Below are 12,320 nucleotides of genomic sequence, written 5' to 3' on the forward strand. Positions count from 1 at the left end.
CGTCAGACGTGGTGCGGGAATCGACGCATCATGCGAGAACGGAGAAGTCGGGCGAAGCCCGGTGGGAGCTACTTCACGATGGCGTTGTTACGTGCCTTCGGGAAACGGGTCTGGTGGGCAACCCAACCGGCCATTTTCCGCCAGTGCGATGGGCTGACCTCGGTGACGGATGTCAAGTCACGGTCCCACTCGGCGGTTTCCAGACCATCGACGGCTGCGACAACGGCATTGGCGATCTCGACGCTATCCACCACGCGGTCGCCGAGGATTCCATTGGACCCGCCCACCAGGGTGATGCGAACACCAGCCGCTCCAATGGGCTGAATGACGGCCTTAGCCGAACCCCCTTCGGAGGCAACGAACTTACGGACCGACGCGACGACCTCGCGGGGTGCGATCACGGGTGCTGAAGCAGTGGCGGTCGAACCAGCATTCTCTTCGCTCATAATTCAGAAGTATAGTCCGTGCCAAAATATAGCCATGCGAGCGATCGAAGTAACGGCCCACGGTGGCCCCGAAGTCCTCACCCTGGTCGAACGACCCGAACCGACTGCTGGCACAGGCGAAGTCGTCGTTGACGTCCACGTCGCCGGGGTCAACTTCATCGACACCTATCTGCGCTCTGGCCTTTACCCGTCTGTCCCGCCCTACGTTCCGGGCGGCGAAGGCGCGGGCACAGTCCGCGCAGTTGGCGAGGGCGTGACAACGGTGACCGTCGGCGATCGCGTCGCCTGGTGCGACGGGGCGGCCAGTTACGCCGAACAAGCGGTTCTTCGCGCCGACCGCGCCGTAAAGCTCCCCGATACCGTCACCTTCGAGCAGGCAGGATCGTCGTTGCTGCGCGGGCTCACCACGCACTATCTCCTGGACGGAAGCGCCTTCCCCAAGGCCGGCGATACGGTCCTGCTCCATGCCGGTGCAGGCGGAGTCGGACTCCTGCTAACTCGTTGGGCAACCTCGCGCGGGGTTCGCGTCATCACCACGGTATCGACCGATGCCAAGGAGGAACTTTCCCGCGAAGCCGGTGCCGCCGAAGTTCTCCGCTACGACGACGACATCGTCGCCCGCGTCCGGGAACTCACCGACGGTCGCGGCGCACCCGTGGTCTACGACGGTGTCGGCGCAGCCACCTTCGAGCAGTCATTGCAATGCACAGCGGTACGCGGCACCATCGTGCTCTTTGGGGCCGCGAGCGGTCCGGTTCCACCATTCGACCTGCAACGCCTCAACCCCGCGGGCTCCCTATCGGTCACTCGGCCCACGCTGGCGCACTTCATTTCCGATCCTGCCGAATTTGCCTGGCGCGCGGACGCCTTCCTGTCTGCCGTCGCGTCTGGTTTGCTTCCGGTGAACATTGGGCAGTCGTTCGACCTGGCCGCAGCCGGGGACGCCCACCGGGCGCTTGAAGCCCGCACGACCGTCGGCTCAACAATGCTCAACGTTGTATAGCCCCACCCGAGAAGCAACTAACCCCGGCACCCTAGCGAACCGCTAGCGCGCCGGGGTTAGCCGTCGGAGATCAGAAGTAGCTGGAGATCAGAAGTAGCTGGAGATGGTCGGCAAGTTGATGACGGCGTCCACGGCCAAGCCGCAGAACAGAAGCGCCAGATACTCGTTGGACGTCAGGAAGATCTTCAGCGGCTTCACTTCGACGCCACGTCGGGTCTCAACGAACAGCTTGGTGACCCGCCAGATAAACCAGGCACCGGAGACAACCGCGACCACGAGGTAAATCCAACTTGTGACCGGGATCAGGAACAGCGACGTGAGAACCGTCAGCCAGGTGTAGATGAGCATGTGCTTTGTCACGCGCTCATCGCTGGCGACGACCGGGAACATCGGCACCCCGGCGGCGCGGTAGTCCTCGCGGTAACGCATGCCCAACGCCCAGGTGTGTGGCGGCGTCCAGAAGAAGACAACCAAGAACATCACGAACGGCTGCCAGTTCAGGTTGCCGGTAACCGCCGACCAACCGACGAGTGCGGGGGTACAGCCGGCGAGGCCCCCCCAAATCACGTTCTGCCAGGTGCGACGCTTGAGAACCAGGGTGTAGAAACCGGCATAGAAAGCGATCGTGATCCAGACCAGGACCGGAGGCAGCCACTTGCCGCCAGTACCGAAGTACAGGACGGCGAACGATGCGATTGCCAGGACGATGCTGAAGACCAGCGCGTTTCGCACCGACACCGCATGGCGGGCGAGCGGTCGACGCTCCGTGCGTTTCATCTTCTGATCGATGTCAGCGTCAGCAACCATGTTGAGGCTGTTCGCGCTCGCCGCGCCGAGCCAACCACCTACGACGGTGATGGCAATCAAGGCGATGTCGACGGTGCCGCGTTGGGCTTGGAGCATCACTGGAATTGTTGAGATCAACAGCAGTTCGATGACCCGTGGCTTCGTCAGCGCAATGTATGCGAGGACGGTGTTCCACAGATGCTTACCCCGGCTGGTGGTTTCGTCCGGCCGGTCGGCCGGACTGTCGGTCGACATCGAGGTCGAGGAGGCGTCAACGTCCGCGCTTTCCCCAATACTCACTGATGCTCCTCACATTGGGCCGGGTGAATTACCGGGAGCGAGCAACACTGCCGCGACTCCGCAGCAGAGAGGTCTGCCCGGCAGTTCACACGCAGCAGAATGTCACGAATCGCGGCACACCGATGGGCTACTACAGACGATGGTAGACCCGAAGCACGCCGATAACAGAATCGGCTGCGACCAGATCACACTTCCGCAGAACTTTTCACCGCCCACGACGGCTCGTCTCATCTTTTCTCTCGCAATGGTTCGCCGTTCCGCACATCCGGGGGTGAAAAGAAGGTGGCCAGGCGAGCGCGGTCGCGGTGGCGACGGCTACGCTGGAATAGCTATCCGTCCGAGTACAGAACAAGGCACAGGAGACTCCACTACCGTGGCGACTAATGACGAGATCCGCGCGCTGACCCAGCAGGTTTACCCGGATGACTGGACAGATCTGGACACCAAGGCCGTAAACACGGCGCGAATCCTGGCTGCAGATGCGGTTCAGCACTGCGGTAGCGGTCATCCCGGCACGGCAATGAGCTTGGCTCCCCTGGCGTACACCCTGTACCAGCGCGCACTGCGCCACGACCCGAACGATCCCGCATGGGTGGGTCGCGACCGATTTGTTCTCTCCTGCGGCCACTCGAGCCTGACGCAGTACATCCAGCTGTACCTCGGCGGCTTCGGCCTTGAACTCAGTGACATCGAAGCCCTACGCACGTGGGGTTCCCTGACGCCTGGCCACCCGGAGTTCCGTCATACCAAGGGTGTCGAGATCACTACCGGGCCGCTCGGACAGGGCTTGGCCTCGGCCGTGGGAATGGCGATGGCGGCTCGTCGCGAGCGCGGCCTGTTCGACCCCCAGGCCCCTGCCGGCCAGAGCCCGTTCGACCATCACATCTACGTCATCGCGTCAGACGGCGACATTGAAGAGGGCGTCACATCCGAAGCCAGTTCCCTCGCGGGCACCCAGGAACTGGGCAACCTGATCGTCTTCTACGACCAGAACCACATTTCGATTGAGGACGACACCCAGATCGCCCTCACCGAAGACACTGCGAAGCGCTACGAGTCGTACGGCTGGCATGTACAAATCGTCGAGGGCGGCGAAGACATCACCGCCATCGAGCAGGCGATTGAAAACGCCAAGGCCACCACGGATATGCCGTCGATCATCTGCCTGCGAACCATCATCGCTTGGCCCGCGCCCACCAAGATGAACACCGGCGCATCGCACGGCAGCGCACTCGGTGACGCTGAAGTTGCGGCCACCAAGGAAATCTTGGGCTTCGACCCGAACAAGAACTTTGACGTCGCCGACGACGTCATCGCGCACACCCGATCGCTAGCCGACCGCGCCGCTGTCGCGCGCGCCGACTGGCAGTCCGGTTTTGACCAGTGGGCCGCTGCGAACCCCGAGAACAAGGCACTCTTCGACCGTCTGCACGCGGGCGAGCTACCTGACGGTTGGACCGACGCCCTCCCGACATGGGAGCCCGGCGCGTCTGTCGCCACCCGCTCGGCATCGGGCAAGGTGCTCTCCGCGCTCGCTCCGGTGCTGCCGGAATTGTGGGGCGGTTCGGCTGACCTCGCCGGATCCAACAACACCACAATGGATGGTGCCGAGTCATTCGGTCCGTCCAGCATCAGCACCAGCACGTGGACGGCAAGCCCGTACGGCCGCACCCTGCACTTCGGCATTCGCGAACATGCGATGGGCTCGATCCTGTCCGGCATCGTCCTCCACGGACCGACCCGCGCGTACGGTGGCACCTTCCTGCAGTTTGCCGATTACATGCGCCCGGCGGTCCGCTTGGCGGCGCTGATGGAAATCGATCCGATCTACGTGTGGACCCACGATTCGATCGGCCTCGGCGAAGACGGCCCCACCCACCAACCGGTGGAACACCTGGCCGCCCTGCGCGCGATCCCCAATCTCGACGTGGTGCGCCCAGCCGATGCCAATGAGACGGCCCACGTGTGGCGGCATCTGTTGACCCGCCGCAACCGTCCGGTCGGTTTGGCGCTGACCCGCCAGAACGTGCCGGTTTTGGAAGGCACCAGTTTCGACGGCGTCACGCGCGGAGCGTACGTGCTCTCCGATGTCGACGGCACCGCTGATGTGGTCTTGATCGGCACCGGCTCGGAAGTGCAGTTGGCGGTCGAAGCCGCCAAGGCACTGGCCACCGACGGAATCGCCGCACGCGTCGTGTCGATGCCGTCAATGGAGTGGTTCGCCGAGCAGGACGCGGACTACCGCGAGTCGGTGCTGCCGACCGGTGTGCCGCGCGTGGCCGTCGAAGCGGGCATCGCGATGCCGTGGCATGCGATCGTCGCTGGCGGCGAGATTGTGTCCCTGGAACACTTCGGTGCTTCGGCCCCGTACCAGAAGCTGTACGAAGAGTTCGGCATCACCGCCGACGCCGTCACCGCGGCCGCGCACCGCGCTGTCGGTCGCTAAACCAGACCTTCCGCAGCCAATTCCCAACCTGGACAACAGGAGTCAAACATGTCGCAGAACAAGAATCTCGCCGCACTGACCGAGGCGGGCGTATCGGTCTGGCTCGATGACCTCTCCCGGGATCTGATGACCTCCGGCGCTCTGCAGAAGCAGATCGATACCCATTCGGTCGTCGGTGTCACCACCAACCCCGCGATCTTCCAGAACGCGATCTCGAAGTCGACCAGTTACGCCGACCAAATCGCGGAACTCGCGCGCGCTGGCGTCGACGTCGACGAGGCCCTCACCGCGATCACGACCGATGACGTCCGCACCGCGTGCGATGTCCTCGCGCCGGTCTTCGCCGCCACCGACGGGCACGACGGTCGCGTTTCCATCGAGGTTGATCCGCGTCTGGCGCACGACACCGACGGCACCGTCAAGCAGGCGATTGAACTGTGGAAGATCGTCGACCGCCCCAACCTGTTCATCAAGATTCCGGCCACCAAAGCGGGCTTGCCGGCCATCACCCAGGTGATCGCCGAAGGCATCAGCGTCAACGTGACGCTGATCTTCTCCGTTGAGCGGTACCAGGGCGTCATGGACGCATACCTGGACGGCCTCGACCAGGCGCTCCGCAATGGGCACGACGCGGCCAAGATCGAGTCAGTCGCATCGTTCTTCGTTTCCCGCGTCGACTCCGAGATCGACAACCGGCTGAATGCCATCGGCACCCCCGAGGCGCTCGCTCTGCGCGGCAAGGCGGGTCTGGCGAACGCCCGCCTCGCGTACGCCGCCTACCAGGAGGTCTTCGAGAAGCAGGTTCGCTTCCCCGACCTGCAGGCACACGGCGCCCTCCCCCAGCGTCCACTGTGGGCGTCGACCGGAACCAAGAACGCCGACTACCCGGACACGCTCTACGTCAGCGAATTGGTCGCACCGAACACGGTTAACACCATTCCGGTGAAGACGCTCGATGCGTTCGCTGAGCACGGCTGGGTCAACGCCGAGTCCATCGTTGGTCAGGAGAAGGCGTCGCGCGAGATCTTCGACGCCCTCACCGCAGTCGGCGTGGCGCTCCCAGAAGTCTTCGAGCTTCTCGAGGCCGAGGGTGTCGCCAAGTTCGACGAGGCGTGGGACAGCCTGCTCGAAGCCACCAAAACCCAGCTCGACGCAGCCCGGGCCTGATCGCAGTGGGTGGGCAGCAGCGCAATTGGACCAATCCGCTGCGGGATCCGCATGATGCACGACTACCGCGGATCGCGGGGCCATCAGCCCTGGTGATTTTCGGTGTCACCGGCGACCTGGCGCGCCGGAAGCTGATGCCCGCCATCTACGACCTCGCCAATCGCGGTCTGCTGCCGCCGAGCTTCGCGCTCGTCGGTTTCGCTCGCCGCGATTGGGCGGACGAGGACTTTGCGACCGTGGTTCGCGAAGCGGTGGAAGCGGGTAACCGCACCGGGTTCCGGCAGGAAGTGTGGGATTCCCTCGCCGAGGGCATGCGTTTTGTCTCTGGCACATTCGAGGACGACGCGGCATTTGAGGAATTGCAGCAAACACTCACCGACCTTGACCGCGAGCGCGGTACGGACGGCAACCACGCGTATTACCTGTCGATCCCACCGAATGCCTTCCCCGTGGTGCTAAGCCAATTACGGCGTACCGGCATGGCGCAGGAAAGTGACGAGAGTTGGCGTCGCGTGGTGATCGAAAAACCATTCGGCCACGATCTGGAGAGCGCGCGCGAACTCAATAGCCTGGTCGGCAGCGTTTTTCCAGAAGATTCGGTTTTCCGTATCGACCACTATCTCGGCAAGGAGACCGTCCAGAACATTCTGGCGCTCCGATTCGCGAACCAGTTGTTCGATCCACTGTGGAGTTCGCACTACGTTGACCACGTCCAGATCACCATGGCCGAAGATATTGGACTCGGTGGTCGTGCTGGCTACTACGACGGCATCGGTGCGGCCCGCGATGTGATTCAGAATCACCTCCTGCAGTTGCTCGCCCTGGTGGCGATGGAAGAACCTGTTTCGTTTTCCCCGCGCAACTTGCAGACCGAGAAGATCAAGGTGCTGCAGTCCACGCGCAACATCATGCCGATCTCGGAAAACTCGGCCCGCGGTCAGTACGGGCCGGGGTGGCAGGGATCGGAACCGGTCATCGGTCTGAAGGAAGAAGAGGGCTTCTCGCCCGATTCGACGACCGAGACCTTTGCCGCGATCGCCCTTGAAGTCGATACCCGACGGTGGGCCGGGGTGCCGTTTTACCTGCGGACCGGCAAACGGTTGGGTCGCCGCGTCACCGAGATTGCGTTGGTCTTCAAGCGCGCGCCGCACCTGCCCTTCGATGACACCATGACCGCCGAACTTGGCCAGAATGCGCTCGTCATCCGCGTCCAGCCGGACGAAGGCGTCACGCTTCGGTTCGGGTCCAAAGTGCCGGGCACCAGCATGGAGGTCCGCGACGTCAACATGGACTTCTCATACGGTGGCGCATTCACGGTGTCGTCGCCGGAAGCGTACGAACGTCTCCTGCTTGATGTCCTCCTCGGTGAACCGTCGCTGTTCCCCGTCGACGAGGAAGTGGAACTGAGCTGGACAATTCTCGACCCCGTGCTTGACGAGTGGGCCAAGTCCGGAAGCCCGGACGAGTACGAGTCCGGTACCTGGGGACCGGCTTCCGCCGACGAGATGCTGGCCCGGACCGGTAGAAGCTGGAGGCGACCGTGATCGTTGACCTGCCCGACACATCCACCCTGGAGATCAGTAAGAAGCTGGTCCAGGTCCGTCGTACCGGCGGTGCCATCACGCTGGGACGGGTGCTGACCCTGATCATCGATCTCGATGCCAAGGACAACACCGAAGAGGCTATCGAGACCTCGAATAAGGCCAGTCGCGAGCATCCGTGCCGCGTCATCATGGTGGTCCGACACGATCGGACCGCCGAAACCCGGTTGGACGCACAAATCCGAGTCGGCGGCGATGCCGGGGCGTCCGAGGTGGTCGTGCTGCATTTAAACGGCTCGCTCGCGGAGCATCCGCATGCGGTGGTGACCCCATTCCTGCTACCGGACACACCGGTGGTGACGTGGTGGCCCGCGGATGCACCTGCGAATCCCGCCGAGCACAAGTTGGGGCGCCTCGCCTCGCGGCGCATCACCAACGGTCGCCGGACCGATGATCCGGGGGCGTTCCTGGCCGCTCGCCGCGTCGGATACACACCCGGCGATACGGACTTGGCATGGTCGGCAATCACCCATTTCCGCGCCAGCCTCGTTTCCGCTCTCGACCGTCCGCCCCATCAGGCGGTCACCTCGGCTCGCGTGACAGGCGACCGCAGGCTCACCGGCCTCGACCTGTTTGCTGGCTGGCTGGCTGGCGAACTCGGGGTTCCCGTGGTGCGCGACAGCACCACCGAAACCACCGATGATCTCGCGGTGACTTTGACGCTCACCAACGGCGAACTGTCGCTGAGCGGCGGCCCCGACGGCGGAGTCATCCGAAGTACCGGCCACCCTGACGGCCGGTCGTCGTTCGCCCTGCGGTCGACGGCCGAGTGCCTTTCGGAGGAGTTGCGTCGTCTCGATGCCGATGAAGTGTACGAAGTCGCCCTGCGGGGTCTGTCCGGCGTTACCCACGAATAGTCTGTGCCACCTGGAGGAAGCGAAAGATGACTGCCCCGACCGAGCGTCTGGTTTTTGATTCGTCAGCTGAATTGGTGTCGACGGCGGCATCGCGTTTCATCGCCGCCGTCACCGCAGCGCAGGAAGCGCGGGGAATCGCCACCATCGCGCTCACCGGCGGCAGCAACGGCATCGCGCTCCTTCGGGAGTTGGCTCGCGACAGCGGCGACATCAGTTGGAATCGGATCGAACTGTATTGGGGTGACGAACGGTTCCTCCCCGCTGCCGACCCCGAACGCAATGCGCTCCAGGCCGAGGAAGCGCTGTTCGATCACATCCAGATCGATCCCGCGCGCATCCACGAAATCCCCGCTTCGGACGGTGACTTCGGAGACGATATCGACGCCGCAACCACCGAGTACGCGCGCCTCGTCGGACACGACACGATCTTCGACATCCACCTGCTGGGCATGGGGGGTGAAGGGCACATCAACTCACTGTTCCCCCATACCGACGCCACTGCCGAAGAATCGCGAAGCGTCGTGGCCGTCACCGACTCCCCCAAACCCCCGCCACGTCGTATCAGTTTGACGTTCCCCGTCATCAATTCATCGCGGGAAGTCTGGTTCCTGGTGTCCGGCGCCGAAAAGGCCGAAGCGGTCGCGGCAGCAGCATCGGGGGCCTCAAGACACGACTGGCCGTGCGCGGGTGCCCACGGTACCGAGAACACCGTGTGGTTCTTGGATCGCGCTGCCGCCGCGCAACTCCCGAACTAGGGTCGTACGGGTCCACGGCGCTAGCCGCTGTTACGCAGGGCAGTCGCGAGGCCGTTCATCGTCATCTGTATCGCCCGCCGGGTCCTCGGGGAATCCGCTCCGGCACGGAAGCGACGCAGCAGTTCCACTTGGAGCAGGTTCAGCGGTTCCAGATACGGAAACCTGTTGTAGACCGAACGTTTCAGCGCCGCATTGTCGGCAAGGAGATCCGTGGTGCCGGTAATGCGCGCGTACATGTCGATGGTTCGATCGTGCTCGTCGACCAGCATGGTGAACACTCGTTCCCGAAGTTCAACGTCGGGCACTAGTTCGGCATACCGATAGGCCAATCCCATGTCCGACTTGGCTAGCACCTGCGCCATATTCGACATGACCGACCGGAAGAACGGCCACCGCCGGTAGTAATCGGAGAGCTTCGCCAGTCGCGTATCGTCGTCGCCGACCCACTGCTCGAAGGCGCTACCGACCCCGTACCAGCCGGGCAGCATTACCCGGCACTGCGTCCACGACAGCACCCACGGGATGGCCCGAAGGTCCGCGATTGCCGTCGTCTGCTTCCGCGATGTCGGGCGACTCCCGATGTTCATCGCACCGATCTCCGATAGCGGCGTCGACGCGGTGAAGTACTCGACGAAGCCGGGTGTCTCGTGGACCAGTGCACTGTAGGCCGCCCGCGCCAACTCGGCCAGCTCATCGAAGTCGGTGTAGGCCTGTCCGGGTGAGTCACCCAACCCCTCGATGTCCAGGAGCGACGATTCAAGGGTCGCGGCGAGGAGCGACTCGAGGTTGCGGCGCGCGCTCACCGGTTCGGCGTACTTGGCGGCGATGATCTCGCCCTGCTCGGTCAGCCGCAGGGCACCTTGGACGGCACCGGGAGGCTGAGCGAGGATCGCATCGTAGCTGGGTCCGCCGCCACGGCCCACGGTCCCGCCGCGCCCGTGGAATAGTTGCAGTCGCACCTTCGCTTCACGGGCGGCAGTCACCAGATCAAGTTCGGCCCGATACAGCGCCCAGTTGGCCGCCAGGTAGCCGCCGTCCTTGTTGGAGTCGGAATATCCGAGCATCACTTCCTGCGTATTGCCGTGCCGCATCACCATCGAACGGTAGAACGGGAGGCTCAACGTCGCGGTCAGGGTGGCGGCACCGTCACGCAGGTCCTCGATTGTCTCGAACAGCGGTACCACCCGAACGCTGCACGACGGGCCGTCGTCGTCGATTCGGTACAGGCCGGCTTCCTTGAGGAGAACCAGGGCTTCGAGCATGTCGGACACCGAGGTGCACATGCTGATGATGTAGTTCGGAACCGCCTGCGGGCCAAACCGTTCGACGGCGCCCGCGGCGGCGTGGACGACACCGAGTTCCTTCACCGCGAGATCACTGAGCTCGGCTTCGGGTGAGGTCAGCGGACGGCGGGAAGTGAGTTCGGCGGTCAGGAGTGCCACGCGTGCCGATTCCTCAAGTGCCAGATAGTCGGAACTGACGCCCGCCCAGTTGAGGAGTTCGGCAACAACCTCCTCGTGCGTCTCAGAGTTCTGTCGCATGTCGAGACCCGAGAGGTGAAACCCGAAGGTGCGCACCGCTTCTCGCAGGGCGGCCAGACGATCGTCGGCGATGGCGTCGTCGCTCACCTCGCGGAGTGCCGCGTCAATGATGTCGAGGTCTGCGAGCATCTCGCCGGGATCTTGATAGCCCCTCCCCGCCGATGCTGCGGCTAGCGCTCGGTCTGCGGGCTCAACGAAGTCCTCGCCGAGGGTCGCCAATGCCCGTGCCAACAATCTGGACCGTACCGCCAGCACCGCAGATCGAAATGGTTCGTCGTCGGCGGGCTCGCCACTGTCGGCGACCGATTCGCCCGCCGGCTTGAATGCCTGTCCGAGCGCCGCCAAACTCGGGCTGACCGGTGATACCAGCCGCGCCGAGATGCTCAATTCCTGATGCAACGCGGAGAGTTCGGCCAGATGGTGCGCCATGGCGGTATGCGCGGCACTTGATGTGGCTTCGGTCACCACTTCTGCTGTCACGAACGGATTGCCATCGCGGTCGCCACCAATCCACGAACCCATCTTGATCATCGACAGGTCCTCAAGGCCTGCGTGCGGGTAAGCGGCCACGAGCGCAGCGCGAACGTCGTTGTTGAGGGCTGGCACGACGTCGAAGAAGGAAGCGTCGTAGTAGCGAAGGCCGGTGGTTATTTCATCGGAGATGGTCAAGCGTCGCAGCCGGATTAGCGCAGTTTGCCACAGCATGAGGATTTGCCTGCCGATGTCCGCGGTGAGCGCTGCTTCTTCGGCCGGTGTCATTTCGGTACGGGCCCGGACGCGCATAAGTTCGGTAATCCGGTTCTGCGCGTCGAAGATGCTGCGGCGGCGGGTTTCCGTCGGGTGCGCGGTGATGACGGGTACCACATCGGCCTCGCCTAGTGCTTCGGCGACTTGGTCATCAGTGAGGCCCGCCTCGGCAAGTCGAGCGAACGTTGCCGCCAGCGACGACGGTTGCGGCGCATCGCCGGCCCGCAAGTGGATCCGCCGACGACGTTCCCGGTGCAGGTCTTCGGCGAGGTTCGCCAAGAGCGCGAAGCTGGTGAACGCACGAATTACCGGCGTGAGTTCGATGACCTCTCGGTCGGTGTAGCGGGCAGCGAGGTCATCGCGAGTGACGTCGGCATACCGAATACCGAACGCATCCCGCCGCGAGCTTTCCACGAGCTCGAAGGTCTCCACCCCGGCATGCGAGGAGATGACGTCACCGAGAATCCCGCCAAGATAACGGATGTCGTCGCGGAGTGGTTCAGTTAACGCTCGGTCGGCGTCGTCGACCACAATGCGCTCAATCATCGGCGTGCGGATCGCTCGCGCAACCTTGGAAGAAATCTGCGGGCCGGTAACCATGGTGACCAACCTACGCGCGCCCGCCTATCCCCGCCCGCCAACGGCTTCTCGCATGATGCGTCGATTCCCGC

General features: G+C 63.7%; 9 protein-coding genes. 6 read left to right on the top strand and 3 right to left on the bottom strand.

The genetic code is table 11. The annotated features are described in order from the left end of the window. Positions 1–68 precede the first annotated feature (68 nt). Positions 69–446: a hypothetical protein gene (locus tag WBA38_RS03490; RefSeq protein WP_424322048.1), complete on the bottom strand. Its 378-nt coding sequence runs from the start codon at positions 444–446 to the stop codon at positions 69–71. Positions 447–480: 34 nt separating this feature from the next. Between WBA38_RS03490 and WBA38_RS03495 the strand changes: the two genes are divergently transcribed. Beyond that, the gene (locus WBA38_RS03495) at positions 481–1,449 is read left to right on the top strand and encodes a quinone oxidoreductase family protein (RefSeq protein ID WP_424295428.1); all 969 of its coding nucleotides are present in this window, start codon (positions 481–483) and stop codon (positions 1,447–1,449) included. 87 nt (positions 1,450–1,536) lie between these two features. Here the strand turns inward: WBA38_RS03495 and WBA38_RS03500 are convergent, their stop codons facing one another. After that, complete coding sequence (locus tag WBA38_RS03500) at positions 1,537–2,490, bottom strand: heme o synthase (RefSeq protein WP_424295438.1); 954 nt, start codon at positions 2,488–2,490, stop codon at positions 1,537–1,539. A 418-nt stretch (positions 2,491–2,908) separates the two neighbouring features. Between WBA38_RS03500 and tkt the strand changes: the two genes are divergently transcribed. The 5 genes from tkt to pgl are packed head-to-tail and all read left to right on the top strand — an operon-like array spanning position 2,909 to position 9,361. Then, positions 2,909–4,981, top strand: coding sequence for a transketolase (gene tkt / locus WBA38_RS03505; RefSeq protein WP_424295430.1), 2,073 nt, complete (start codon positions 2,909–2,911; stop codon positions 4,979–4,981). Positions 4,982–5,029: 48 nt separating this feature from the next. Further along, entirely contained in the window at positions 5,030–6,148 is a 1,119-nt protein-coding gene (gene tal, locus WBA38_RS03510) for a transaldolase (RefSeq protein WP_424295432.1), read from the top strand. 5 nt (positions 6,149–6,153) lie between these two features. After that, positions 6,154–7,692 carry a glucose-6-phosphate dehydrogenase gene (gene zwf / locus WBA38_RS03515; RefSeq protein WP_424295440.1) on the top strand — a complete coding sequence of 513 codons (1,539 nt, stop codon included), beginning with the start codon at positions 6,154–6,156 and terminating at the stop codon, positions 7,690–7,692. Further along, positions 7,689–8,606 carry a glucose-6-phosphate dehydrogenase assembly protein OpcA gene (locus WBA38_RS03520; RefSeq protein ID WP_424295434.1) on the top strand — a complete coding sequence of 306 codons (918 nt, stop codon included), beginning with the start codon at positions 7,689–7,691 and terminating at the stop codon, positions 8,604–8,606. Before zwf ends, WBA38_RS03520 begins: the two co-directional genes overlap by 4 nt. 26 nt (positions 8,607–8,632) lie before the next feature. Beyond that, a complete protein-coding gene (gene pgl / locus WBA38_RS03525) occupies positions 8,633–9,361 on the top strand; it encodes a 6-phosphogluconolactonase (protein ID WP_424295436.1) in 729 nt (242 codons plus the stop codon). Between the two features lie 20 nt (positions 9,362–9,381). On the opposite strand, the gene ppc is transcribed toward pgl, so the two are convergent. Further along, positions 9,382–12,249, bottom strand: coding sequence for a phosphoenolpyruvate carboxylase (gene ppc, locus WBA38_RS03530; protein WP_424322049.1), 2,868 nt, complete (start codon positions 12,247–12,249; stop codon positions 9,382–9,384). Positions 12,250–12,320: the final 71 nt, after the last annotated feature.

It is taken from the genome of Gordonia sp. (in: high G+C Gram-positive bacteria) (assembly GCF_049647785.1).
GTDB lineage: Bacteria > Actinomycetota > Actinomycetes > Mycobacteriales > Mycobacteriaceae > Gordonia.

Bases quoted from the DNA above. Each gene is read 5' to 3' on its own strand.
- WBA38_RS03490 (WP_424322048.1), bottom strand. From the start codon at position 446: ATGAGCGAAGAGAATGCTGGTTCGACCGCCACTGCTTCAGCACCCGTG.
- WBA38_RS03495 (WP_424295428.1), top strand. From the start codon at position 481: ATGCGAGCGATCGAAGTAACGGCCCACGGTGGCCCCGAAGTCCTCACC.
- WBA38_RS03500 (WP_424295438.1), bottom strand. From the start codon at position 2,490: ATGTCGACCGACAGTCCGGCCGACCGGCCGGACGAAACCACCAGCCGG.
- tal (WP_424295432.1), top strand. From the start codon at position 5,030: ATGTCGCAGAACAAGAATCTCGCCGCACTGACCGAGGCGGGCGTATCG.
- pgl (WP_424295436.1), top strand. From the start codon at position 8,633: ATGACTGCCCCGACCGAGCGTCTGGTTTTTGATTCGTCAGCTGAATTG.
- ppc (WP_424322049.1), bottom strand. From the start codon at position 12,249: ATGGTTACCGGCCCGCAGATTTCTTCCAAGGTTGCGCGAGCGATCCGC.